The organism is Apibacter sp. ESL0432, assembly GCF_019469225.1.
GTDB lineage: Bacteria > Bacteroidota > Bacteroidia > Flavobacteriales > Weeksellaceae > Apibacter.
Genome location: NZ_CP048266.1, coordinates 1,203,821 through 1,229,655 on the forward strand (window position 1 = coordinate 1,203,821; position 25,835 = coordinate 1,229,655).

Here is a 25,835-nt window from a genome sequence, read left to right on the forward strand (position 1 = left end):
GTTTATAATTTTTCTATTTCATTCACGGTTGGAAAATCATTGCCATTGTATTTGGCAACAACTATTCCTCTTTTTAATATTAATACCCCGGGATTGCTTCTATTAATTGTTTTTAATGTTGTTTGATCTGTAATGCATGAAGATAAAGGATTCAAATATTGTGGATCATTCGTTAAAATAACAAAATTAAGTTTTTTCTCCTTAAATTGAAAAGTGATTTTTCTCAATTTAGCTCGTTCAATAATACTAAGTTTTTTTGCAAATGGCACAGTAATTATCACTATTTTTTCTTGATCTAAAATATCTTGCGTTATATCATTTCCTAAACATTCTACTGTAAAATCGTGAACAGAAGGTAATTTTGCCTCTTTTAAAATTTTAACCGAAGTATCGTTGATCTTCCACGTTAGGGTGTCTTTCCAAATTCCGGAACTGATATATTCCTCGGAATTCATTTTTTTAATCTCATTATTGGAAGTATTCTTGAGTGTATATATAATTATATTTTGCTCCGGTTCACCGTCATTCATACCTTCTTTAAGATTTTTTCCCACAGCATAAGGTCTAAAATCAATGATGGGTAAATGGGCAATCCCTTGATAAACAGTCCATAAGCAGATAGCAAAAGAAACACTTATGATTATCCAATTAATTTTTACAGAAAATACAGAGCGGATGTATTTTGAACCGCAAACTAAGATTAAAATCATTACCAAAAGAACAATATCTTTTCCAAATGAAGTCCACGGCGTTAATTTAAGCGCATCTCCAAAGCAACCGCAATCAGTTACTTTGTGGAAATATGCAGAATAAAAAGTTAAAAATGAAAAGAAAATTATTAATAATAACAAAGAAGAAAGTGTAAATTTTTTCCAAACTCCCAATAAAAGAAATACACCCAACATTACTTCAAAAACTACAAAAAATATAGACAACGGAAGTGCTAAGTGATGTAAGCTCGGCAGATTAAATACACTTTCTCCAAAATATTCTTCCAATTTATATGAAAATCCAATGGGATCAATAGTTTTAACATAACCGGATATTATAAAAACTACTCCAACAAGTATTCTAAAAAATTGAGTTAAAAATTTCATGTAACAACAATTAATTAATTTCCTGATGAAGAATTAAAGCAAATACAGAATAATTTAGAATATCAAAATAATTGGCGTCTAAACCTTCGGAAACTAATGTTTTGCCTTCATTGTTTTCAATTTGTTTTATACGCAATAATTTTTGCAAAATTAAATCTGTAATAGAACTTATTCTCAGATCTCTCCAAGCCTCACCATAGTCATGGTTCTTATGCATCATTAAGTTTTTAGCCTGACTAACCTTTTCATCGTAAAGCTGTACAGCCTCTTCTAAATTTAAATCAGGATTTTCTGCAATTCCTTTTTCCAATTGAATCAATGCCATAATAGAATAATTAACTATCGCTAAAAATTCTTCGTCGATTCCTTCTGAAATTTTTTGATTTCCTTTTTCCTGAATAGTCCTAATTCGATTGGCTTTGATATATATCTGATCTGTTAAGGAAGGCAATCGTAATATTCTCCAAGCCGATCCGTAATCAATCATTTTTTTTATAAATAATTCCTTACAAACCGAAATTACTGAATCAAATTGTTCTGATGTTTTTTCCATTATTCCATTAATACCTACAAATGTACTATTTAACTATATATTTTCCTAAAGGTATCTTATCTAAAGTATATAATATGATAATAGAAATTAGTAAAGTGCATAAGGTAGTAATTGGAATAGAAAATAAAGGATTAAAAGAATAAGCGCTTAGGCCGAATTGTTCAACTAAGGCCATAACTAATACATGTATTAAATATATCCCGTAACTGTATTCACTAATAAATGATAATATTTTACTTTTTTTATTGAAAATCGGAACTAAAAAGAAAAGTAGAAAAACAGAAATAGCTTGAAATAAATCCCAGGGCTTATATTGCTCTATATAAAAATTGTTCATTTTTGACGTTAAATAGGTATCAAAGCAAATTCCTAAATAGGACAATAAGTAAATAATTAGACACACATAAACATAATATTTAACATTATATTCATATTTTCTTCTTACTAAATAATATCCTAATACTAAATATCCCAAGAATTCGGAATATAATTTTATATAGTTAACTAAATAAACAGTACTAAAGAAAGTATAGAAAATTAAAAATATTAAAAAACAAACGACTATAAAATATAATTGTTGTTTGGGATTACTATCTAAAATCCATTGATTAATAATCGGATATAATAGATAAATTCTTATAATCATGTAAATGTACCACATATGATAACTCGCTCCCGAAACCAATTCTAGATAGGTATAATCAATAACAAATCTAAATCCCAGATCCACATGATCTTTATAATGAATACCTAGTATTTTAAAGAAAATATATATTAAACTCCAAAATAAAAACGGTATTAATATTCTCGATAATTTTTTGGTAAAATGTTTAAAAGTGTATTGTTTTCCCAATGATAATAAACCGGTCATCATAACAAAAACCGGTACACCAAATCGGGCTATATTAATATAAAAGTTTGATATCCACCAGCTTTTATTAGGAACACTTCCATAATGATGGCTCATTCTGGCTGCCACATGCAATAAAATAATTCCTATAGCCGAAACAGCCCTAAGATTATCAATCCATATGATATTATTTTTATTCACAGATTTTTTCATTTAATCCTAGTTTTAAGAGCGCAAAAATAAATTAATTTTACTTACTATATCTTTTTATTCATAGATGTTTATTAATTGACTATAATATTAGTTACATGACAGGTAAAATTTAGATACATTCTTTCTCTTTATTTTAAGATTAAATCTTGGAAATTTATTGGTCTATCAATTCAATAAATTGTTACAATATAATTTATTACACTAATTTAATTGTTATAAAAATCATTTTTCATCTACAAAATTATATGTATGATAAAAAATTCTATATTATATAAATTTTGAAATATAAAAATATAAATAATATAAAAACAAAGAATAGTAGGAAGTTAATTCTGTACCATTTTTATTTTAAACAATTTTAAAACATTTCTGAAAATATAATTTTCAACTAAATTTAATTAATATAAAAAAAGGATGCTATTAAACTGTGTAACTATATTTACTTTAAACTTTATTTATTTTTTTAAATTTACAGCTTCAAATGCGATATATGACAATTAATATTAATGGTGATTTAGTCGATTGTAATGAACCAAAAGTAGCCGGAATACTAAACGTTACTACGGATTCTTTCTTTGATGGTGGTAGGTATTCCACTATTGATAAAGCTTTAAAACAAACAGAAAAATTAATAGATGAAGGCGCAGATTTCATTGATATTGGTGGACAATCCACTCGTCCGGATTCCGAATTTTTATCTGATGAAACAGAACTAAGCATAGTAATTCCAGTAATTAAAGCTATTAAAAAAGAATTTCCTCGGGTGAAATTATCGATCGATACCTTTTGGTCTAAAGTTGCCATTGAAAGTGTCAATGAAGGAGTGGGAATGATAAATGATATTTCGGGAGGTACTTTGGATAATAAAATGTTTGAAACTATGGGAAAACTCAACGTTCCTTATGTTTTAATGCATATGAGAGGAACTCCTCAAACTATGGGAAATTATACAGATTATGAAAATCTAATCACCGATATTAATTATTACTTTTCTAAAAAAATTAGTGAATTACGAAAATTTGGAGTCAATGATATTTTATTAGATCCGGGATTTGGATTCAGTAAGACTTTACAACAAAATTACGATTTGCTGAAAAATATAGATAAATTCAAAATATTTAATCTTCCCTTATATATAGGAATTTCCAGAAAGAGTATGATTTATAAATGTTTAGAAACTTCTGCTGAAGATGCATTGATAGGTACGTCCGCATTAAATTTGTACGCCTTAGAAAAAGGTGCTCAGATTTTGCGTGTTCATGATGTGAAAGAAGCAAAACAAATGATTAAACTGTGGAAAATGTTAAATTAATAATTAAATGATTTAAAAAATTAATTTTCACATGAAAAATTCATCAGAAATAATTTTAGTCAGCATATCAGGAGTTGATAAACCGGGAATAACAACAGCAATCACTCATATCTTAGGAAAATATAATGCAAAAATACTTGATATTGGTCAAGCCAATATACATCATTCTTTATCCTTAGCTATTATTTTCATGTCTGAAAACGGAAGTTCCGGAAATATTTTAAAAGAAATTTTATTTAAAGCCAATTCATTAGAAATTAATGTTAGATTTTCAGCCTTAACCAAAGAAGAATACAGTAATTGGGTTAAAGTTCAGGGTAAAAATAGATATATAATAAATATTTTAGGTAAAGAAATCAGTGCTAACCAAATTTCTGAAGTTTCTAAAGTTTTATTGGATTTTAAACTTAATATCGAACGGATTATACGTTTAACTCAACGCATACCTTTAGATCGAAATATTGATCGAACTTGCTTTGAATTTGCTGTAAGAGGTAATCTATCTAACCTAAAAGAAATACAAAATAAATTCTTATCCTTATCATCTGATTTAAATATTGATATTGCCTTACAGGAAGAAAACAGGTACCGAAGAATGAGACGCTTGATCTGCTTTGATATGGATTCAACCTTAATTCAAACTGAAGTTATCGATGAACTTGCAGAAAAAGCAGGGGTTGGAAATGAAGTTAGAGCCATCACTGATTCTGCCATGAACGGAGAAATAGATTTTTCCGAGAGCTTTAAAAGAAGAATAAAGTTATTAAAAGGCTTGAATGAAAATGTTTTAAAAGAGATAGCAGAAAATTTACCCATTACTGAAGGGCTCGAACGATTAATGGGAATTCTTAAGAAAAGTGGATTTAAAACAGCAATTATATCCGGAGGATTTACCTATTTCGGAGACTATCTCAAAGATAAATTTGGATTCGATTATGTATTTGCCAATAAATTGGAAATTATTGATGGAAAGTTAACAGGTAATTACATTGGAGATATTGTGGATGGCAAAAAGAAAGCCGAATATTTAAAATTAATTTCAACTTTTGAAAATATAGATATACAACAAACTGTTGCGGTTGGCGATGGAGCAAATGATTTACCTATGTTATCCATAGCCGGACTCGGAATTGCATTTCATGCGAAGCCAACAGTCAAACAAAATGCGAATCATTCGTTATCTACCATCGGATTAGATGGAATTTTATATTTCTTAGGTTATAAAGATTCTTCCGAAGATATTGAAATGACGTCTATTTCTTAACATTTGATTGTAAAGTTAAATAAACGTAAACCAACGGTTTATGTGTACAATTTTAATACTTAGATTAAATTTCTTAGCTTAGTAAGCTGCAATGGTAGATTTTACCAGCACATTTCCAAAAGAATCAAGTTTTTCCAGATAAACTTCTTCTAATTGGTTAATAAGTTTAGGATTATAAGGCTGACTAACGCGTACGTAATTTTCAGTATATCCAAACATCATCCCATTTTTGTTCTCATGCTCCCAAAGGACCGTTTTAACTTTGCCTAATTGAGATTCATAAAATGCATGGCGTTTTTTTTCAGAAAGGATTTTTAACATTTTATTCCTTTTCTTGCGCTCAGAATATGGTACCCTGTCTTCCATATGAACAGCTTCTGTATTATCCCTCTCCGAGTAAGTGAAAACATGTAAATAACTAATCGGCAGATTTTGTAAAAAATTATACGTTTCTAAGAATTTTTCTTCCGTTTCTCCTGGAAAACCTACAATTACATCAACTCCTATGCAAGCATCTTTGATTACAGAATGTATCTTATGGATTCTCTCTTCGTATAAATGAGTCAGATATCTTCTCTTCATTTTCTTCAATAAATCATCGCAGCCGGATTGCAAAGGAATATGGAAATGAGGAACGAAAATTTTCGAATCAGCAACATAATCAATAATCTCATCCTTAAGTAAATTTGGTTCAATTGAAGATATTCGTATGCGTTCAATAGCTTCTACCCTATCTAAATTCTGTATTAATTCTAAAAAAGTATGTTGATGTTTTTTATTTCCAAACTCACCTTTTCCATAATCGCCAATATTCACGCCAGTAAGTACAATTTCTTTAATACCTTTTTCAGAAATTTCTTCGGCTTGTTTAATAATGGTTTCAAGCTCAGCAGAACGTGAAATTCCTCTTGCTAAAGGAATAGTACAATACGTACATTTATAATCACAACCATCCTGTACTTTTAAAAAAGCACGTGTTCTGTCTCCAATTGAATAGGAACCTACAAAAAAATCAGCTTGATCAACCTCACAAGAATGAACTTTTACTTCAGAATCTTTTTTAAGATCCATAATATACTTGTGGATATTAAACTTTTCTTTTGCACCCAAAACTAAATCTACCCCGTCAATCTTACTGATTTCATGCGGTTTTAATTGAGCATAACATCCAATAATACAAATCAGAGCATCAGGATTTAAATGTAACGCTCTTTTAACGATAGTTTTACACTCTTTATCGGCATTATCGGTTACCGAACATGTGTTAATAATATAAACATCTGCTGTTTCTTCAAAAGATACCTTTACAAATCCTTCTTCTATTAATTGACGGGCAATTGTAGAAGTTTCAGCAAAATTTAATTTACATCCTATGGTATGAAAAGCTACGGATTTCCTGATTTCGTTTAGCATAGTGCAAAATTACGTATTTAATTTATTTACTGAAATTAATATAATTAGTATTAAATAATTTTTATGATTTTATTAAAATTCCCTGATTATTAAAAGTATAATCAGGGAATTTAAGTTATGAGTGTATTTTTTTAATTATTAAATATTTTTCTACCGTTTAAAGGTTGAAGAGGTCTGTTATTTGATTTTGGTAAATGATATTTTATTTCATCAATTTCTTCTTCGCTCATAGTTATTGGATTTTTAAATACGATCCAAGTTACATTTTCTGCACAAGGAGGGGTAGTCAAAGATCCTAAATAAGTGTAATAGGATTTATCTTTTGGATATAAATTTTCAGGATTGAATTTTATAACCGTATTAATTTTTCCTAACCCTTTCAATGTTTTAAAAATTTCGAGTTTTTCAAAATAAGAATTTAAATTGCCCTCTTTTACCATAACACCAATTACCAATACTGAACCATCTTCTGCTTTATGAACAAAATGTAATTCCAACGGGTATCTCACTCTATCAATGGTATGTTCAGATTCTTCATGAGCGTGGAATTGAACTAAGGTATAAACTTTTTTGTTGTACGTAATGGTGCTTCCCGATTTAAAATCAAATTGAAGAGAATGCCCATTGTCTTCGATATCCTCGATTTCTCCGGATCCGTAATTAAATTGTATAGGCGATAAATCTTTTTTATAGTTAGATTTTGAAATGTTAATTGGTGATTGAAATTTACCTGTACCGCATTGTTTTCCTTCTTCCAATTCTCCCCAATGTTCCGGAGAAGATTCTCCTTCATATCCCCAATGATGATTTTGAGAATAGCTCATACTTGCAGCAAGTATACTTAAAAATAAAAATACTTTTTTCATTGTTTTATCTATTATAATTTAGCACAAAATTATAGAACCATGAAACAATATAAATGTTAAATTTTTGTTAATTAGTTTAATTTAAAACAAAATGTCCTCATTTAAGAGCTTTACATAATATTTTATGATTTTACAAACTTGCGAATTAAATTTGCAGCTAATTTTCAAAAAAAACAAAATTTTATTCATGACTAACGCTATTGATTCGAAGCCTAACAATCTATCGCCCAAAAGAATCCGTTTGGGGGTATTTGCTTTTTACTTTTCACAAGGAATCTGTTTTTCCAGCTGGGCCAGCAGGATTCCCGATATTAAAAACTTTTTGAAATTAGGGGATGCTTCCTGGGGAACTATTTTATTAATGCTGCCGGTTGGTCAAATTTTAGGGATGACCCTATCGGGATTTTTAATATCTAAAATGGGAAGTAAAAAAATATTGATAGCTTCTCTTCCTTGCTATGCCTTAAGTTTATTATTAATCGGATGTTCACAAACCGAATTAATGTTAATTCTTACTTTAATTTTGTTTGGCTTTTTTGGTAATTTTTGTAATATTTCCGTTAATACTCAAGGAATACTTGTTGAAAATCTATACAATAAATCCATCATGTCTTCTTTTCATGGAGGCTGGAGCATAGCCGGATTTACCGGTTCTTTAATAGGTTTAGTAATGGTAAATTTAGGGCTATCGCCTTTTCAACATTATTTGTTTATTCTTTTTACAGTAGGGATACTTATTTTATTTAATTTCAAATATCTACAAATAGACGCAAAAAATATTTCTGATAAAAATTCAGAAACAAAAAGTACAAAAGAAAAGCAAAAACCTGAAAAATTTTTATTTCTCTTGGGAATTACTGCTTTTTGTGGTATGGCTTCCGAAGGTGCCATGTTTGATTGGAGTGGAATATATTTTGAAGAAATCGTTAAAGCTTCCAAAAATTGGGCTCCTTTGGGTTTTACCTCGTTTATGATTATGATGGCAAGTGGTCGTTTTATTGCTGATCATGCCATACAAAAATGGGGAAGAAAACGTGTAGTTCAACTAAGTGGAATACTGATATCATTGGGCTTATTTATTTCTGTTGCCTTTCCTAATTTGATTATCACCACTTTGTCTTTTATGATTATCGGTTTAGGAGTATCCAGCATAATACCCACAATTTACAGCTTATCAGGACAGAAAACTAAAATTCCAACCGGCATGGCATTGACTATAGTTTCCAGCATAGGATTTATAGGTTTTTTATTAGGTCCTCCGGTAATAGGTTACATATCCGAAGCTCTTAATCTTAGATTTTCCTTTGCTTTAATAGGTATTTTTGGAATTTGTATTTTTATACTTTCTTCTAATTTAAAAGTTTTTAAAGATTAAAATAAGTAGTTTTCCAAAAAAAACAATGCTCATAAATTTAAATAAATTTATGAGCATTGTTTTATAAATATTGTGTTATTTTTTTCTTTGCATGCTAAATATTAATAAAGCTAAATAATATCTTATTTTTAATCCGAACAATAGGAAAATATACATTACAAAAGGCTTTTTAAAATATTTTCTTACAAAAATTTCCATAGCATTATAGAAATTTTTGTAATACGATTTATCTATTTTAGTTGCTGCTCCTTTATAATGTATTATGGAAGTTTTCCCGTAATAATAATTTTGATAACCGGCTTTTAAAATAGTATAACTTAGATCGATATCTTCACCATACATAAAATAAGATTCATCGAAACCTCCTACTTCAGTATATATTTTTTTGGTAGTAAAGAAAAAGCATCCTGTTAAAATTTCCACTTTTCCAATATCATATTCACCCAATTCCGTATTATAATAGCCTTTAGATTTTTTTGATTTACTAAAAAATAATTGGCTGAATAACTTATCAAATGTATTTTTAGGATTCGGATAATTTCTCTTCGATTCCGGACGATAATGGTTGTGTTCATCGGTAATTCGAACCCCTAAGGCTCCAAATTTTTTTGCATGTTCGGCAAAAGGTATAATTTTTTCAAAAACATCCGGCTTAACAATAGTATCGGGATTGAGAATTAGTAAATAGTTTCCATTTGAATACGCCACACCTATATTATTTGCTTTAGAGAAACCTAAATTTGCCGAATTTTGAATCCATTTAACTTGAGGAAATACTCGCGTTATAAATTCTTTGCTACCGTCATTGGAGTTATTGTCTACAATAATAATTTCTGCATCAATAGTTTTTATTGCATGTAAACAACTTTGAATGCAATTTTTTAAAAGATCTTTTACATTATAATTAACAATAATAATTGAAAGTTGTTTCAAATTCATTAATTATTTTTTAATTACTATAAGAACTACTTAATTCCTTGTTTATAAGGTACTCTGTTTTGTATGGAACGTATTAAAGTTAACTCATCTGTATATTCAAGTTCATCACCGACTCCTATTCCCCTTGCTATTGCAGTGAATTTTATATGAGAATCATTCAATACTTTATACAAATAAAACATGGTTGTGTCTCCTTCTATAGTAGCACTTAATGCAAATATAATTTCCTCTGTTCCCTGTTCTTTAACTCTTTCAATTAGCGGATTGATACACAAATCGGTTGCGCTGACTCCTTCCATAGGGGAAATTCTTCCCCCCAATACATGATATTTCCCATTGAACTGTTGGGTACTTTCTATTGCCATTACATCTCTTACATCTTCAACCACACAGATAATTTTTTCATTTCGATACGGATTTGCACAGATGGTACAGATATCAGTATCCGATAGATTGTTGCACAGTTTACAGTGCTTTATTTCATGTACTAACTGACTAATTGATTTTGATAAATTATCTGCCTGAATTTCAGGTATATCCAATAAATGCAAGGCTAAACGTAGGGCCGTCCTCCTTCCAATACCCGGAAGTTGTGAAATTTCTTCAACTGCTTTTTCTAATATTTTGCTGGGATAATTCATACAATTATCAAGACCTGCTTAAATTTAATGATGATCTAGGGACGATACATATTTTTCTGCATCCAAAGCAGCCATACAACCTGCTCCTGCGGCAGTAATTGCTTGTCTGTATTTTTTATCGGCAACATCACCCGCCGCAAAAACTCCCGGAATATTTGTTTCTGTACTAAATGGCTTAACATGTAAATATCCGGTTTCGTCCATTTCCAATTTACCTTTAAATATCTCGGTATTGGGTTTGTGTCCGATAGCAATAAATATTCCGTCTACATCCAATACTTTTTCTTCGTTGTTTAAATTATCAATAACCACTGCTTGAGAAACCAAATTATTATCGCCTTTTAAATCTTGCAATTCGGTATTATACATAAGTACAATATTAGTGGTAAGGTCTACTCGTTCTTGCATAATTTTAGAAGCTTTTAAATAATCTTTACGTACAAGCATATAAACAGTCTTACATATTTTTGCTAAGTACGTTGCTTCTTCTGCTGCCGTATCTCCGCCTCCTACAACTACCACATTTTTACCTCTGTAAAAAAATCCGTCACAAGTGGCACAAGCAGAAACTCCGCCTCCTCTATACGTTTTTTCAAAATCTTTACCTAAATATTTTGCACTAGCACCCGTTGAAATAATAATAGTCTTAGTTTTAAATTCTTTTCCCGATATAGTTTTTACAATATGTATGTCTCCTACATTTTTTCCTAATTCAACCTCTGATACGGTATCGATGATAACTTGAGTGCCGAATTTTTCGGCTTGTTTTTGTAACTGAATCATCATTTCAGGACCGGTAATCCCATCGGGATATCCAGGAAAATTTTCAACTTCGGTCGTAGTCGTTAGCTGTCCCCCTAATTCTAAACCGGTGATCATAAGCGGATTCATTTCGGCTCTGGCAGCATAAATTGCAGCCGTAAATCCTGCAGGGCCGGAACCTATAATAATAGTTTCTAATATATCTGTGTTTTCTGTCATCTTTATCATATATAATTAACCGGACAAAGTTACTAAATTTATCTTTGAGACTGTGTGTAAGCCTATGTAAACTCTATATAATACTATTATGATTTACTATCTAAAAGGACGGTAAATGAATTATTTCAAGTATTAAGCAATTTTTTCCGCTAATATTAGAAATAAATTATCATGTTTGAATATATTGTTAAGTAACTATTAAGCAAATGAATCCAATTTTTTTCCATTTACAATAATCCACTCATCTAATTTAAAATCAGCCAAGATGCCTATTTTAGGAAACTGTATGGCAGAGTCCGCGAAAACGATACATCTTCCATCTGCATCAATTTCTTCATGTCCATACATGAATGAAAGGTCTCCAATGTCTTCTATTTTGGCAATAAATGAAAGTTCATTTTCTCCCTTAGTAATCTTTTCTACATATTGTATACCAATATCAACTGTTTCTTTTTTATCTTCACGTATGCGTACATTTCTATATATAATATCAATAAATGATAAAGAATTATTAGGTATTTCATTATATAATTCATACCCCTTTTGCCATTCATCCTTAAAAGAGGCATAATATAGAGCAGTAATCAACGATAATGTAAAATATCGTCGGGTTTTTTGACGATAATAATCTTTGGGAAAATGCCCGCCTTCAAACAGTATAGTAGGAATTCCTAATTTTTGAAAATTATCACCGACTGATCTTGGATAAAATTCATCGGTAAACCTTGATATCTTATTAGGTATAAGTTTTGAAATTTCTTTATATATATCAGCTATTAATCCCATCGATTTTTTTCGGGTTTCAGTCACCTTTCTATCAACCGATTCCGATGGCGATAAAAAAGCTAGGGTGGCCGGTTCTTTTTTTCCTTCTACACCGAATATAGTTCTTTGATCGTGTAGATTAAACGCTAAATCATATTTTTTTTCACTTGCAGTTTTTTTTAATACTTGCATTTCAATTGATGAAGCGGTTAAAAAATCCCGATTAATATCAATTCCTAAACGATTTCTTCGTGTCCAAATTTCAGCTCCATCCGGATTTAACATGAAAATAATATCGAGGGTAAACTTGCTGAGAATTTCGTGTGAGCAATTATTTTCATTTTCAAAAAATTTAAGCAAATCTAGACAACTTAAGGTTCCCGTTGTTTCGTTCCCGTGCATTTGGGTCCATAGTAATATATTTTTAGGTCCTTTTCCTAAGGTCAATTTATATATAGGTTTATTAAGTTCCGATCTTCCAATTTCTGTAAGTAAGCTTTTATAATTTTTTATTAAAAAATCGGAAAGCTCCGAAGGGTTTACATATCTATTTTTAAAATTTTCTTCGATACTTAAATTTTCATTTAAATCAAAGATTTTAAACTCTGCAGACATAATTATATTTTTTACAAAGATATTCAATTATACACAGTTTTCTTGATTTACATTTGTAATTCACATTTGTAAAAACATCTTCTTCCATAATTTATCCGTTCTAATATTGTGTCATATAATTATGAGTTATTTTATTTAATTTCTTATTAAAAAATATTTAATTATTTATTTACCATTATTTTATATATATTTATTTAATGTTTTTATTAAAGTTAACTTTAAGTTATTTTTTGACAGAATCAATGGTATTTTTAGTAACTTTGTATTTATTATTCTATTTCACATATGTAAATAGTTAACATTTGTAAATCATGGAAATTGATAAAAGAATAGCTACACTCATAGAAATATTAGGTTTAACATCAGGAGAATTTGCAGATAAGATAAATGTCCAACGATCGAGCATTTCGCATATCACTTCTGCTCGAAATAAACCTTCGTTAGATTTTTTAGAAAGAACTCTATCTGTTTTTCCTGAAATAAATTCTGAATGGCTTATTTTAGGAAAAGGAAAACCTTTGAAAACTCAATTGGAAAATAATAAAAAGGAAAGTTTAGATTTAGAAAATAAAACGGTTCAGGAACAACCATCCCCTACACTCTTTTCTTTAGATGAAATGGATCAAAAACAAAAAGATTCTTCACACTCTAATAATGATAATACTATTCAAGCGCCTGAGAATCGCGTAAAAGAAAATTCTCAGACAGAAGATCAAATAATTAAAAATTCAATCCTGCAGAAAACGAAAAATAACAAGAAAAAAATAGAAAAAATCTTAATTATATACGAAGATCATACGTTTGAAGTATTCGAAAATTAATTTTTAAAAGGAAAGTAAAAACCAAAAAAAAGAGGAAAATTTAAATTTTCCTCTTTTATTTTAAAATAAATGCTAAAAGTAATATTATTTAACTCTAGCATCTTTAATTCTTGCTTTTTTACCGCGTAGGTCTCTAAAATAGTAAATTCTTGCTCTACGTACTTTTCCTCTTCTGTTAACTTCAATATTTTGAAGCGCTGGCATATTAATAGGAAAAACTCTTTCAACCCCTACATCACCGCTCATTTTTCTGATAGTGAATGTTTTGGTTGCTCCGGTTCCTTTAACCTGAATAACTACCCCTTTAAAATACTGGGTTCTTGTTTTATTACCTTCTTTAATTTCGTAATAAACAGTTAGGGTATCCCCGGCTCCAAATTTTGGAAATTCTTTTTTTGCGATGTACTTATCCTGTACGTACTTAATTAATGGTTCCATTTAAAAAATATAACAGTTATAAAATTGAATAACATTCACGTCTTTCGTCAGAGGTTAATCAATTGGGTGCAAAATTAATAATTCTTATTTAATTGTACAAATACTATACGTAAATTTAAAATTCTTTTGAATACTAAAAAGTTTTATAACAAATAGCTGAATAATTTTATAATGTATTCAAAAATGAGTTCTTTATTTATAATCTATGCTAAATAAAGGAGACGTGTTTTAAAAATATAGTTTAAAACTAAACGATTGACATTAAAATAGCTTAAACATTAAATCGGAAATGAATAATATCTCCATCGTTAACGATATATTCTTTACCTTCAACCGATAATTTTCCGGCTTCTTTAACCTTAGCTTCCGATCCGTAAGTTACAAAATCTTGATAGGAAATAACTTCAGCTCTAATAAATCCTTTTTCAAAATCAGAATGTATTACTCCGGCAGCTTGAGGAGCTGTCCATCCTTTTTCAATTGTCCAAGCTCTAACTTCTTTAACTCCGGCAGTAAAATAAGTTTGTAAATTTAAGAGTTTGTATGCTTGGCGAATCAAGCGATTTACCCCCGGTTCTTCTAAATTTAATTCTTCTAAAAATATTTTACGCTCTTCATAGGTTTCCAATTCAGAAATGTCTGCCTCAATTTGAGCCGCTAATACGATCACTTCCGCCTTTTCGTTTTTTACCTTTTCTTTTACCTTTTCAACAAATTCATTGCCCTCTTTTGCTGATTTTTCATCTACATTACACACATACATAATAGGTTTAAAGGTCAAGAGTTGTAATTCTGCAATAATCGGCTCTGAAATAGAATCTGTTTCGAATTCTCGTGCATTTTTACCTTCTTCAATAAAAGCTCTCAACTTTTCCAACACAGACACAATTTGCTGCTCTTCTTTATTTCCTGCTTTAGCCGCTCTTTTGGATTTATCCAATTTTTTTTCAATGGTTTCCAAATCTTTAAGTTGCAGCTCAATATCAATAATTTCTTTATCTCTAACCGGATCTATAGTTCCTTCAACATGGGTAATATTATCATTTTGAAAACAACGCAACACATGGATTATTGCATGGGTTTCTCTGATATTAGCTAAAAATTGATTTCCCAAACCTTCTCCTTTACTGGCTCCTTTAACTAAACCGGCAATATCTACTATTTCCACTACGGCAGGCACTACCCTTTCCGGCACTACTAATTCTTCAAGTTTATTTAACCTTAAATCAGGCACAGAAACTGTACCTACATTCGGTTCGATGGTACAGAACGGATAATTAGCCGATTGTGCTTTTGCATTAGATAAACAATTAAATAAAGTAGATTTCCCTACATTGGGTAGACCAACAATTCCACATTTCATACTCGAAAAATTTGTGACAAATATATAAAATTATAATTTAGCCTAAGAACTGGCTCTTTAAATCAAAATATGTGTATACGAAAAAACTAGTATCCCACTAAAACATTGATGCAATGAGTATTTTATTATATACAAAGGATAGAATTAGATAAGATCTTTTGCCAAATTAAAAAAATAAAGATTTGTAATAACTTATGTAAAGAATACTATAGATTTTCGAAAAAATTAAACATTTTTACTGTAAAATCTTTTCCAACAATTCTTCTGAAATGGTACGTCCTTTATCCTTGTTATAGAATCCTTGAATATCCTTTGCAAAATCGTCATGGGTATAGTTTTCAGGATCTGTTTTATATTTTTTTAGGAAAGGAGCACAAGGTTTAGGTCTAGGCCCCCAATGAGCAATTTCTGCGGAAGTTTCCGCATCAATAAAAATTACAATGGGAATTGCCTTTCCTCCATTAGTTAGATATTGATTAATCAATAATTCATCTTGATCTCTAAAAAAAATTTTCATGTCCAGCCTCTCGGATGATTCGCAAATTTTATTGACTACCGGCACTATTTGCGCTGCATCTCCACACCATCCTTCGGATATGACTAATATATGAATTTTACGACTAATTTTCTTCAAGCCCGAACTCACTGATTCATCCAATACGAGCGTTTTATCATTCCTATGGATTCGGCTCAAATTTAAACGTGTGTATTCAGCAAGTTTTTTAATATCTTCATTTTTAGAAAGTAAACCTTCTTTTGCTTGAATCTCTATAATATCTTTATATTCATTGTAAGACACCCCTTTGTCCCAATAGTTTTCTAATTTTATTGAATCCATCGTATATTTATTAGCTGTTACCAATATATAGTTTGGTAATCTTTATTAATTATAAAAATTACATGTTTTCAAATACATAATTTTATATGTTCTTTATTTAACCGATAAATCGAAAATATAGTTATGTATATTCTTGGTTAGTTAAACGAAAGATATCTTCAAATAGTATTTTTGACCGGTAAAGGATAGTTATTGCCAATTGTATGTAAAGGTTTATTTTAAAGATAAAAAATTAAATTTTTCTAACTTTATTCATCAACCAAAAGTCAGCCAAAATAAAAGCTGCAATAGCTTCTACAATAGGAACCGCTCTAGGAACCACACAAGGATCATGTCTTCCCTTCCCTTTAATTGAACATACATTTCCGTTTTCATCTATCGTTTGTTGCTCTTTCATAATGGTAGCAACCGGCTTAAAGGCAACTTTAAAAACAATATCCATACCGTTGGATATTCCCCCTTGTATACCTCCCGAATTATTCGTCAGTGTTTTTCCTCCTTGAGTAAAAATATCATTATGTTCAGAACCTTTTAATCGAGTACCTGCAAAGCCGCTGCCAATTTCAAAACCTTTAGCTGCATTTATACTCATCATTCCTTGAGCCAATCTGGCAGATAATTTATCAAAAATCGGTTCGCCTAAACCCCTTGGAACATTTTTAATCATACAGGTTATGACTCCGCCAATAGTATCTCCATCCTTTTTAATTTCAGCTATTTTCTGAATCATTTGTTCAGCAGTTTCCCAATCAGGACATCGGATTATATTAGATTCCGTTTGGCTTAAATCCAGTTCATGGATATTCTTTTTCAAAGTAATTTCCCCTACTGAAGAAACAAATGCATGGATAGATATTGAGGATAGTAATTGTTTAGCTAAAGCTCCGGCAACAATCCAGTTAGCTGTTTCCCTTGCTGAGGTTCTTCCTCCGCCCCGATGGTCTCTGATTCCATATTTTTGAAAATAAGTGAAGTCTGCATGTGAAGGTCTGAAAATACCGGTATTATGATCGTAATCATTGGATTTTTGATTGGTATTTTTAATAACAAATCCAATAGCTTGTCCTGTAGTTTTTCCTTCAAAAATGCCGGAAAGAAATTCTACCTTATCGTCTTCTTTTCGTTGAGTTACAATTTTCGATTGTCCGGGTTTTCTGCGATCCAATTCTTTTTGTATTTCATCAAAATTAACGGATAATCCAGCCGGAAAACCATCAATTACGCCTCCCAGTGCCGGTCCATGACTTTCACCAAAGGTAGTAAGCTTAATAAATTTACCGAATTCGTTGAACATATGCTTACAAATGTAAGAAATAAAGTAAATGTAAACCTAGCGTTAACTATAAAAACAGAAAATCTAAATTAGATTTTCTGTTTCATTAAGATATTCGGTTGCTTATCCTTTAAATTAAGGATTTTATATGTTTGATATTGCTTTGAATTGTGTCAACCACTTCTTTAATATTTCCTCCAAGCATCATTTTAGTCATGGAAGTTGTCATACCTTTAATTTGGCTCCATTCAATTTTAGGCGGTAAAGCAAGTGAATTGGGATCGGTCATTACATTAACTAAAACCGGACCTTCTGTTGAAAATGCTTCTTTTACAGCTCCTTCAACCTCTTCAGGCTTATTGACATTTATTCCTTTAAAGCCCATAGCCATTGCTATCATGGCAAAATCAGGATTTACCATATCGGTTTCATTGTCAGGGATACCATCCACTTCCATTTCAAGTTTTACCATTCCTAATGATCGATTATTAAACACAAATAATTTGACAGGCAATTTATATTGATATATAGTGGCTAAATCCCCTAAAAGCATTGAAATACCACCATCTCCGCAAAAAGCTATAATTTGTCTGTCAGGATGAGATAACGATGCTCCTATGGACATCGGCATGGCATTGGCCATCGTACCGTGACTGAAAGAACCTAACATTTTTCTTTCTCCAGTGGCATGAATATACCGCGCCCCCCATACACAGCACATACCGGTATCTACGGTAAATATGGCATCTTTAGCTGCTAGATTATTGATAACTGAGGCTACATATTCGGGATGAATTAAATTTTCTTTTCCTGGATCTTTAACATATACATCTAAATCTTCTTTAACTTTATCGTATTTTTTCAGCTGTTTTTTAAGAAAAGAATCATCTTGTTTTTCTTCAATCAAAGGCAATAATACAGATAAAGTATCTTCAATTTTTCCGCACAATCCCATATCTACTTTAGCTCTTCTGCCTAAACGGTCTGCCCTTTCGTCAATCTGAATTATTTTTTTATTGGAAGGCATAAAATTCGCATACGGAAAATCTGTACCCAAAAGTAGTACTACATCCGCTTCGTGCATACTTTGGAATGCTGAAGGCAACCCTAATAATCCGGTCATGCCCACTTCATAAGGATTATCATATTGTATACCCATTTTACCTCTAAAAGAATACCCTACAGGAGCTTTCAATTTACCTGCAAGTTTTACCAAGTCTTTGTGAGCTTTCGAAGCACCGATACCGCAATAAATGGTAACTTTATCATGTTCATTAAGAACATCTGCCAACTCTTGTAGTTCTTTATCGGATGGTCTTAAAATAGGTTCGTTTTGATAAACTTTTAAAGAACTCAAAATATCTTCCGCCGGTTTTGATTCTAAATCACCGGGTAACCCGAAAACGGCTACGCCTTTTTTAGATATAGCATTTTGAATTGCTCTTTGTAACATTCTAGGGGCTTGTTCCGGTAATGTTGCAATTTGGTTGTATACACTGCAATCATCAAATAGTTTGGTTATATTAGTTTCTTGAAAATAATCTGTACCAAATTCTCTTGTTCCACACGTGGAGGCAATAGCGATAACAGGTACATTTGCCCTGTTTGCTTCATACAATCCATTAATTAAATGTACATGCCCGGGTCCGGAACTACCGGCACAACAAGCAATGCCTTCCAATTCAGCTTCGGCTGCGGCAGCAAAGGCTCCGGCTTCTTCATTCCTAACATGGATCCATTGTATTTTTCCGTTTTTTTTAATGGCCCTGTTAAGCTCATTTAAACTATCGCCTGTTACAGCATAAATCCTTTTTATACCGGCATCAACTAGTATTTCAACTAATTGATCTGCTACTTTTTTTTCCATAATAATTTTTAAATTTATAAAGTATATTTAGATACTGAATGCTCAAAATTTGTTCCAGGTAAATATACTTTATTAATAAATTTAAAAATTATTATTTATATGATACATCTACAAATAGTTATAAATTTAGCTTAATTTAAAATTCATATTTAAATTGCTGTAGCATTCGTATATCATTTTCAGTAAACATTCGAATGTCGCCAATTTGGTACATCAGCATGACAATTCTTTCGATACCCATACCAAAGGCAAAACCACTGTATTTTTCAGGATTTATATTAACATTTTTTAGAACATTGGGATCAACCATTCCGCATCCTAGAATTTCCAACCAACCCGTTCCTTTAGTGATGCGATAATCGGTTTCTGTCTCCAATCCCCAATATACATCTACTTCTGCACTGGGTTCTGTAAAGGGAAAATATGAAGGTCTCATTCGAATTTCGGATTTACCGAACAATTCTGAAGTAAAATATTGTAAGGTTTGTTTTAAATCTGCAAAGGATACGTCCGTATCAATATATAATCCCTCTATTTGGTGGAACATGCAATGAGATCGAGACGATATATCTTCATTCCTGTAAACTCGTCCGGGAGACAATATACGAATGGGAGGTTCATTTTGCTCCATATATCGTATTTGTACAGAAGAAGTGTGAGTTCTCAATACTCTATCCGGATTTTTCTCTATGAAAAAAGTATCTTGCATATCCCTTGCAGGGTGATACTCAGACATATTTAAGGCGGTGAAATTATGCCAATCATCTTCAATTTCAGGGCCATCAGCTACTGAAAAACCTATTTTTTTAAATATGTTTATGATTTTATGCTTAACAATATTAATGGGATGTCTACTGCCTAAATTCAAGGCTAGTCCCGGACGGGTTAAATCTTCTTGCAAACCGGCATTTGTAGACTCGCCGACATTCTCTTTTAACGTATTTATTTTTTGAGCAACCGACTGTTTTAAGTTATTGATCAATTGTCCAAATTCTTTTTTATTTTCATTAGGTACTTCTTTAAATTTTTGAAACAGATCGTTCAAAATTCCTTTTTTACCTAAATACTTGATTCTAAACTGTTCAACATCCTCAGTTTTTTGAGAAGTAAAAGATTCTACTTCTTCTAAATATTTTTTGATAGTATTAATCATTAGTTATCTTTAATATTTTCTATTTTATAAAGATTTTTATCTTCTTGCAAAAATAATAAAACAAAAATACTATTATTAATTTAAATAAAAGATATCATAAATAATTTTAGATCAATTAAACAGAAAGTAAATTCAATAAAAAAGCCTCCTTTTACAGAGGCCAAGGTTTTTAAAGAAATAAAAACTAAATAAACATTAAAATAATGCCTTTTTTAATATAAACTATTTTAGTGTGTTTGTAATCATTGTACCAATAAACAAACACCATACCATTTATCTGGTTTTATCCTATTTTATTATTTTTAATTTTTAAAAATTATTTAATTAAAATATCAATTATATCAATATTACTATAAATTTATGACAATAAAGTAATTTTATATTATTATATTTCTATTTTCATATAGCAAAATGTTTATTTTTCTAAACAATTTGTTTTTTTACAGTCAATGACTACATAGAAATTTAACTTATCTATATTGTTTTTCAATTACTTTATGTGTTTAATTGATCGAAAAAAAATATCGTATAAAATAAAATTTGATAATATAGCCGTTCATATAAATAAATAATGTATTGAATTCATACATATGGCTGAAGAATTTCCGTTCCTATCAACTTTAAAACATAAGATACTAATTAATTTAGTAAATTTGAATTTTCTAAATAACAGTATACGTAAGATACATAAAATCGTACTATATTGTTTATTAATACTAACCTTTATAAATTGTAAAACATTGGAAATAGACAAACAAACGTATGACGGGCTGCAAAGCGGTTTATATGCAAATATTAAAACCAATAAAGGAGATATGTTGGTTAAATTTTTTGATCATGAATCTCCGGTAACTGTCGCTAACTTTATAGGATTGGCAGAAGGTAAAATTCCTAATGATGCCAAAAAACCGGGAGAACCCTTCTATGACGGAATTATATTTCACAGAGTCATTAAAGATTTTATGATTCAAACCGGAGATCCTCAGGGAACAGGAATGGGAGGCCCGGGATACAGATTTGAAGATGAGAAAAATGATTTAAAACATACCGGAACAGGAATTTTATCAATGGCTAATTCCGGCCCTAATACCAACGGAAGCCAGTTTTTTATAACAGAAGTCCCAACCCCGTGGTTGGATGGACGACATACTATTTTCGGAGAAGTTATTAAAGGTTTAGAAACCGTTAATATCATTGCAAGTGTTAAAACCGGAGCTCAAGATAAACCGATTGATCCTGTAATTATGGAAAAAGTTTCTATAATTACCAAAGGGGACGAGTATAAAAATTATGATGCTGCACAATTTTTTAGAGATAATAAAGATTTAATTTCCGAAAGAAATAAAAAATATCTTGAGGAAAAACAAAAACAGATTGCAGCCAAATTGGATGAATTAAAAGCCGATATGACTGAAACGCCTAGTGGATTATTTTATAAAATTAATGAAAAAGGCTCAGGAGCAAAAGCAAAATCGGGTGATACTGTTTCCGTACATTATGAAGGATCTTTAGCTAATGGAAGTGTATTTGATTCTTCTTTTGCAAGAAATGAACCTATTGAATTTCCTTTGGGCAAAGGAATGGTAATTAAAGGTTGGGAAGAAGGTATTTCATTATTAAATGAAGGTGATAAAGCTACTTTTTTAATTCCACCTTCTTTAGGTTATGGAGCTCAAGGTGCCGGTGGTGGAGTTATTCCTCCGAATGCTTGGCTTATTTTCAAAGTTGAACTTGTGAAAGCTAAATAAAAAAATCTTATTTTATAAATCAATCCGGTTAGATAGTAACCGGATTTTTTATTTAAATTGAGTATTCTTTTTTTTCTTAATTTTTAAGTATACACTAAATTTGATTCTAAAAAATTCTTCCTTTAGTTATTGAAACCTGGTAAGGATTAAATATTTCTTTCTAAGTATTACAACCATTACCTTTAAATAATTAAAAAAATAGTATATAAAAAATCGTTACCACAGATTTCATAAATCAGATACTTTTATTACTCTCTCAAATTATTTATAATGCGAAACCATAAACATTCGTTTACTTTAAAAATTTCGTATCATCAGATATAAAAAAAAGAATATAAAATTTTCAACTCCTTTATTATACTCATTTTTTTCAGGAAGGATATCATGTTTAAATAAAAGAATAAAATTATTTAAATAGTTATTATTACCATAAATACACACTATAATTATATTTTTTACAAATATTTAAAATTAAATTATTTAAATAAATAATAGTATTTCTAAATAATTTTATTATACTGATTATCAGTTATATATATCAATAATGATAAAATAATATAAAATTTTAATTATAAAGGTATAATAATATAAAATAAATTTTTTACATTTGACATTATTCCTACCTGTTAAGTAGGAAATATTTTTAGTGTAGTAATTATTTTAATTTTTCATGAAAAAAAAATTAACTAGTAAGACTTTGGTAGCGGTTATTAGTATCTTTTATTCGTTTCTATCTGCGCAAACCCTTGTTAAAGGAACGGTACAAAATGATAAAAAAGAAAAAATAAAAGGAGCACAAATTAATGTGGAAGAAATAGGTATGGAAACATCAACCGATGCTCATGGAAGGTATGAAATCACCCTTCCGAATGGTAAATATAAATTTATTATTACCACGCCCGATCACGATGAAATTTCGGAAATAATACCTATCAATAATGAAAAACAAAAAATTGTAGATTTTACCATAAAAACATTTACGATTGAGAATGTTGTAGTAACGGGTACACGCTCTAAACCTAGAACTTTATTGGAATCCCCCACTCCTGTGGACATTATTGATGTTAAAAAAATAGCAGAAAACGGAGCACAAGTTAGTGTCAATCAAATATTAAATTATGTAGCACCTTCATTTACCTCTACCACTCAATCGTTAGGTGGCGGAACGGATATGACAGATCCCATATCCTTACGAGGTTTAACTCCGGATCAGGTGTTAGTTTTAGTAAACGGCAAACGTAGATATAATTCTGCTTTATTAAATGTCAACGGAACTTTTGGTAAGGGTACAGTCGGTACTGACTTAAATTCAATTCCCGTTTCATCAATTGATCGAATCGAAATATTGAGAGACGCAGCTGCTGCTCAATACGGGAGTGATGCCGTAGCGGGAGTAATTAACATTATCTTAAAAACTTCCATTAATAAATTTAGTGCAACAATTACAGGCGGAGAATATATAAGTAAAAATAGCGCTCAAGGTAAAACTTCCAAAGACGGAGAAGCTGTACAGGTGGGTTTAAATTATGGTATTCCATTGAGTGAAAAAGGAGGATATATCAACTTTTCGGCAACATTCGACCGAAGAAACCCGACAAACAGAGGCGGAATGTATCAAGGTAGTATTTATAAAGAGTATACTTCGGGTGCTCCTGTAGATAAAACCGATGAATTTTTAGAAACTACACATACCAATCGTCGCGATTATAGTTTAATTATCGGCCAATCTAAGGCATTAAATGGGCAAGTTGCTTATAATGCCTCTTTACCCTTAAATACTCAAACGGAAGTATATTCTTTTGGAATTTTCGGATATAGAAACAGCACTGCTTCTCAATTTTACAGATATCCAAATTCTGAAAATAATGTACCATCCATATACCCCTTAGGTTTTAGACCCCAAGCAGAAGTTAGCATTTATGACAGATCTGCCACTCTCGGGGTAAAAGGAATGTTCATAGGATGGAAAATGGAAGTAAGCAATACTTTCGGACAAAATACATTTACTAATAAAGCGAAAAACACGTTAAATGCTTCTTTAGGCGAACAGTCTCCAACCTCCTTCCGTGGGGGAAAACTACAATTTACACAAAACGTGGTCAATGTAGATATGTCAAAAAAATTTAATTGGCTTTCCGACGTAGGAATAGCATGGGGAGGTGAATACAGATATGAAAGATACCAAATTATTGCCGGTGAAGAAGCTTCTTATGCCAATTATGCTATGGGCAGAGAAATAGTCAATCCCGATGGCAGTATTTCCCTCGTACCCGATATTAATGGTACTATACCTATGAAGTTTGGACCGGACGGTAAAACACCGATACCGGGCGGAGCACAAGGAAATGCAGGATTTTCTCCGCAAAATGCAACGGACTCTCAAAGAAACTCTCTCGCCGCTTATACAGATGTTGAAATCAATTTCAACCAATCTTTCCTGGTGGACTTGGCCGGAAGATATGAATATTACAATGATTTCGGATCGACCGTTAACGGTAAAATAGCTCTTCGTTACAAAATTTCCAATTCTTTTAATTTAAGAGGTTCGGGAAGCACCGGATTTCGTGCTCCTTCCTTACAACAACGTTACTATTCCAGTACGGGGACTTCATATGTCAACGGAAATATGTATGAGGTAGGAACTTTTACGAATGACAGTAAAGTAGCTCAACTTCTGGGTATACCCAAACTCAAACCGGAAAAATCCAGGAGTTTGAGTGCGGGACTTTCGGCTAAGGTTGGAAGATTCCATTTCAGCCTTGACGGTTATTTTACTCGAATTAATGATAAAATTGTATATACCGATTTGTTTAGCGGAGATCCCAACGGCTCCTCTTCAGAAAAAGAAATCTATCAAATATTGCAACAAGCAGGAGCTCAAAAAGCTCGATTTTTTGCCAATGCTGTTGACACGGAAACTAAAGGTATAGATGCTGTACTTTCCTATAATACTCTTTTAGGAAATGGAAAGCTGTTTATAGATTTAGCCGGAACGATCTCCTATACTCAACAAGTGGGTTCGATTCATACTTCCCGTTTATTAAAAGATAAAAAAGATATATATTTCAGCAACTCCAGTAAAGTATATTTAGAAAATGTAATTCCTAACCAGAAATTTAACATCTCACTTACTTATGCTATCCAAAAATGGAACTTATTTTTACGAAATAATTATTTTGGAGGCGTAACGGAACCTTCTAATATACTTTCAAATCAACAATACTATAATCCAAGATGGATTACGGATGCTTCTATAGCCTATAAATTAACTGATGTTTTAAAACTTACCGTAGGAGCAAATAATTTGTTTAATTGCTATCCCGAAAAAGTAGCCAAAAAAGCCAATAGTAATCAAGGACAATTCGTTTATTCTCGATATGTCAGTCAATTTGGTTTTAATGGTCGTTATATTTTTACTCGATTAAATTTTAATCTATAATTATAATAAAA

The 25,835-nt window shown here is 30.8% G+C and carries 21 protein-coding genes; 6 read left to right on the plus strand and 15 right to left on the minus strand.

What is annotated here, in order from left to right; all coding sequences use genetic code 11:
* Positions 1-2 precede the first annotated feature (2 nt).
* The 3 genes from GYM73_RS05060 to GYM73_RS05070 are packed head-to-tail and all read right to left on the minus strand — an operon-like array spanning position 3 to position 2,713.
* Complete coding sequence (locus GYM73_RS05060; RefSeq protein WP_220233163.1) at positions 3-1,097, minus strand: BT_3928 family protein; 1,095 nt, start codon at positions 1,095-1,097, stop codon at positions 3-5.
* 10 nt (positions 1,098-1,107) lie between these two features.
* Positions 1,108-1,650, minus strand: coding sequence for a DUF1599 domain-containing protein (locus GYM73_RS05065; protein ID WP_220233164.1), 543 nt, complete (start codon positions 1,648-1,650; stop codon positions 1,108-1,110).
* Positions 1,651-1,675: 25 nt separating this feature from the next.
* Entirely contained in the window at positions 1,676-2,713 is a 1,038-nt protein-coding gene (locus tag GYM73_RS05070; protein ID WP_220233165.1) for an acyltransferase, read from the minus strand.
* 490 nt (positions 2,714-3,203) lie between these two features.
* On the opposite strand from GYM73_RS05070, the gene folP reads away from it, so the two are divergent.
* Both folP and serB read left to right on the plus strand, forming a co-directional pair.
* Positions 3,204-4,025 carry a dihydropteroate synthase gene (gene folP, locus GYM73_RS05075; protein ID WP_220233166.1) on the plus strand — a complete coding sequence of 274 codons (822 nt, stop codon included), beginning with the start codon at positions 3,204-3,206 and terminating at the stop codon, positions 4,023-4,025.
* 31 nt (positions 4,026-4,056) lie between these two features.
* A complete protein-coding gene (serB, locus tag GYM73_RS05080) occupies positions 4,057-5,289 on the plus strand; it encodes a phosphoserine phosphatase SerB (RefSeq protein ID WP_220233167.1) in 1,233 nt (410 codons plus the stop codon).
* 78 nt (positions 5,290-5,367) lie between these two features.
* Here the strand turns inward: serB and mtaB are convergent, their stop codons facing one another.
* Both mtaB and GYM73_RS05090 read right to left on the minus strand, forming a co-directional pair.
* Positions 5,368-6,702 carry a tRNA (N(6)-L-threonylcarbamoyladenosine(37)-C(2))-methylthiotransferase MtaB gene (mtaB, locus tag GYM73_RS05085; protein ID WP_220233168.1) on the minus strand — a complete coding sequence of 445 codons (1,335 nt, stop codon included), beginning with the start codon at positions 6,700-6,702 and terminating at the stop codon, positions 5,368-5,370.
* A gap of 131 nt (positions 6,703-6,833) precedes the next feature.
* On the minus strand, positions 6,834-7,568 hold the full coding sequence (locus GYM73_RS05090) for a carbonic anhydrase (RefSeq protein ID WP_160543249.1): 735 nt from the start codon (positions 7,566-7,568) through the stop codon (positions 6,834-6,836).
* Positions 7,569-7,755: 187 nt separating this feature from the next.
* Here GYM73_RS05090 and GYM73_RS05095 point away from each other — a divergent pair, with 187 nt between their 5' ends.
* On the plus strand, positions 7,756-8,943 hold the full coding sequence (locus GYM73_RS05095; RefSeq protein WP_220233169.1) for an MFS transporter: 1,188 nt from the start codon (positions 7,756-7,758) through the stop codon (positions 8,941-8,943).
* Between the two features lie 75 nt (positions 8,944-9,018).
* On the opposite strand, the gene GYM73_RS05100 is transcribed toward GYM73_RS05095, so the two are convergent.
* From GYM73_RS05100 to GYM73_RS05115, 4 genes are all read right to left on the minus strand, one after another.
* Positions 9,019-9,882 (minus strand): glycosyltransferase family 2 protein, encoded by an 864-nt coding sequence (locus tag GYM73_RS05100; protein WP_160566269.1) that lies wholly within the window; start codon positions 9,880-9,882, stop codon positions 9,019-9,021.
* 26 nt (positions 9,883-9,908) lie between these two features.
* Positions 9,909-10,523, minus strand: coding sequence for a recombination mediator RecR (gene recR, locus GYM73_RS05105; RefSeq protein WP_220233170.1), 615 nt, complete (start codon positions 10,521-10,523; stop codon positions 9,909-9,911).
* A 24-nt stretch (positions 10,524-10,547) separates the two neighbouring features.
* Positions 10,548-11,504: a thioredoxin-disulfide reductase gene (gene trxB / locus GYM73_RS05110; protein WP_160543245.1), complete on the minus strand. Its 957-nt coding sequence runs from the start codon at positions 11,502-11,504 to the stop codon at positions 10,548-10,550.
* Positions 11,505-11,702: 198 nt separating this feature from the next.
* The gene (locus GYM73_RS05115; protein ID WP_220233171.1) at positions 11,703-12,884 is read right to left on the minus strand and encodes a M14 family zinc carboxypeptidase; all 1,182 of its coding nucleotides are present in this window, start codon (positions 12,882-12,884) and stop codon (positions 11,703-11,705) included.
* A 311-nt stretch (positions 12,885-13,195) separates the two neighbouring features.
* Here GYM73_RS05115 and GYM73_RS05120 point away from each other — a divergent pair, with 311 nt between their 5' ends.
* Positions 13,196-13,705: a helix-turn-helix domain-containing protein gene (locus GYM73_RS05120; protein WP_220233172.1), complete on the plus strand. Its 510-nt coding sequence runs from the start codon at positions 13,196-13,198 to the stop codon at positions 13,703-13,705.
* 84 nt (positions 13,706-13,789) lie between these two features.
* On the opposite strand, the gene rplS is transcribed toward GYM73_RS05120, so the two are convergent.
* From rplS to pheS, 6 genes are all read right to left on the minus strand, one after another.
* Positions 13,790-14,143 carry a 50S ribosomal protein L19 gene (rplS, locus tag GYM73_RS05125; RefSeq protein WP_105297718.1) on the minus strand — a complete coding sequence of 118 codons (354 nt, stop codon included), beginning with the start codon at positions 14,141-14,143 and terminating at the stop codon, positions 13,790-13,792.
* Between the two features lie 271 nt (positions 14,144-14,414).
* Positions 14,415-15,506 (minus strand): redox-regulated ATPase YchF, encoded by a 1,092-nt coding sequence (gene ychF / locus GYM73_RS05130; protein WP_160543242.1) that lies wholly within the window; start codon positions 15,504-15,506, stop codon positions 14,415-14,417.
* A 235-nt stretch (positions 15,507-15,741) separates the two neighbouring features.
* A complete protein-coding gene (locus tag GYM73_RS05135) occupies positions 15,742-16,344 on the minus strand; it encodes a thioredoxin family protein (protein WP_220233173.1) in 603 nt (200 codons plus the stop codon).
* A gap of 232 nt (positions 16,345-16,576) precedes the next feature.
* Positions 16,577-17,638: a chorismate synthase gene (gene aroC / locus GYM73_RS05140; protein WP_220233174.1), complete on the minus strand. Its 1,062-nt coding sequence runs from the start codon at positions 17,636-17,638 to the stop codon at positions 16,577-16,579.
* Positions 17,639-17,747: 109 nt separating this feature from the next.
* On the minus strand, positions 17,748-19,484 hold the full coding sequence (locus GYM73_RS05145; RefSeq protein ID WP_160566283.1) for a thiamine pyrophosphate-dependent enzyme: 1,737 nt from the start codon (positions 19,482-19,484) through the stop codon (positions 17,748-17,750).
* Between the two features lie 136 nt (positions 19,485-19,620).
* Positions 19,621-20,637, minus strand: a complete 1,017-nt coding sequence (pheS, locus tag GYM73_RS05150) for a phenylalanine--tRNA ligase subunit alpha (protein WP_220233175.1) — start codon at positions 20,635-20,637, stop codon at positions 19,621-19,623.
* Between the two features lie 740 nt (positions 20,638-21,377).
* Here pheS and GYM73_RS05155 point away from each other — a divergent pair.
* Positions 21,378-22,385, plus strand: coding sequence for a peptidylprolyl isomerase (locus tag GYM73_RS05155; RefSeq protein WP_255570947.1), 1,008 nt, complete (start codon positions 21,378-21,380; stop codon positions 22,383-22,385).
* Positions 22,386-23,055: 670 nt separating this feature from the next.
* On the plus strand, positions 23,056-25,824 hold the full coding sequence (locus GYM73_RS05160) for a TonB-dependent receptor (RefSeq protein ID WP_220233177.1): 2,769 nt from the start codon (positions 23,056-23,058) through the stop codon (positions 25,822-25,824).
* Positions 25,825-25,835 lie beyond the last annotated feature (11 nt).

Coding starts and splice junctions, on each gene's coding strand:
- GYM73_RS05060 (WP_220233163.1), bottom strand. CDS start 1,097: ATGAAATTTTTAACTCAATTTTTTAGAATACTTGTTGGAGTAGTTTTT.
- GYM73_RS05065 (WP_220233164.1), bottom strand. CDS start 1,650: ATGGAAAAAACATCAGAACAATTTGATTCAGTAATTTCGGTTTGTAAG.
- GYM73_RS05070 (WP_220233165.1), bottom strand. CDS start 2,713: ATGAAAAAATCTGTGAATAAAAATAATATCATATGGATTGATAATCTT.
- folP (WP_220233166.1), top strand. CDS start 3,204: ATGACAATTAATATTAATGGTGATTTAGTCGATTGTAATGAACCAAAA.
- serB (WP_220233167.1), top strand. CDS start 4,057: ATGAAAAATTCATCAGAAATAATTTTAGTCAGCATATCAGGAGTTGAT.
- mtaB (WP_220233168.1), bottom strand. CDS start 6,702: ATGCTAAACGAAATCAGGAAATCCGTAGCTTTTCATACCATAGGATGT.
- GYM73_RS05090 (WP_160543249.1), bottom strand. CDS start 7,568: ATGAAAAAAGTATTTTTATTTTTAAGTATACTTGCTGCAAGTATGAGC.
- GYM73_RS05095 (WP_220233169.1), top strand. CDS start 7,756: ATGACTAACGCTATTGATTCGAAGCCTAACAATCTATCGCCCAAAAGA.
- GYM73_RS05100 (WP_160566269.1), bottom strand. CDS start 9,882: ATGAATTTGAAACAACTTTCAATTATTATTGTTAATTATAATGTAAAA.
- recR (WP_220233170.1), bottom strand. CDS start 10,523: ATGAATTATCCCAGCAAAATATTAGAAAAAGCAGTTGAAGAAATTTCA.
- trxB (WP_160543245.1), bottom strand. CDS start 11,504: ATGACAGAAAACACAGATATATTAGAAACTATTATTATAGGTTCCGGC.
- GYM73_RS05115 (WP_220233171.1), bottom strand. CDS start 12,884: ATGTCTGCAGAGTTTAAAATCTTTGATTTAAATGAAAATTTAAGTATC.
- GYM73_RS05120 (WP_220233172.1), top strand. CDS start 13,196: ATGGAAATTGATAAAAGAATAGCTACACTCATAGAAATATTAGGTTTA.
- rplS (WP_105297718.1), bottom strand. CDS start 14,143: ATGGAACCATTAATTAAGTACGTACAGGATAAGTACATCGCAAAAAAA.
- ychF (WP_160543242.1), bottom strand. CDS start 15,506: ATGAAATGTGGAATTGTTGGTCTACCCAATGTAGGGAAATCTACTTTA.
- GYM73_RS05135 (WP_220233173.1), bottom strand. CDS start 16,344: ATGGATTCAATAAAATTAGAAAACTATTGGGACAAAGGGGTGTCTTAC.
- aroC (WP_220233174.1), bottom strand. CDS start 17,638: ATGTTCAACGAATTCGGTAAATTTATTAAGCTTACTACCTTTGGTGAA.
- GYM73_RS05145 (WP_160566283.1), bottom strand. CDS start 19,484: ATGGAAAAAAAAGTAGCAGATCAATTAGTTGAAATACTAGTTGATGCC.
- pheS (WP_220233175.1), bottom strand. CDS start 20,637: ATGATTAATACTATCAAAAAATATTTAGAAGAAGTAGAATCTTTTACT.
- GYM73_RS05160 (WP_220233177.1), top strand. CDS start 23,056: ATGAAAAAAAAATTAACTAGTAAGACTTTGGTAGCGGTTATTAGTATC.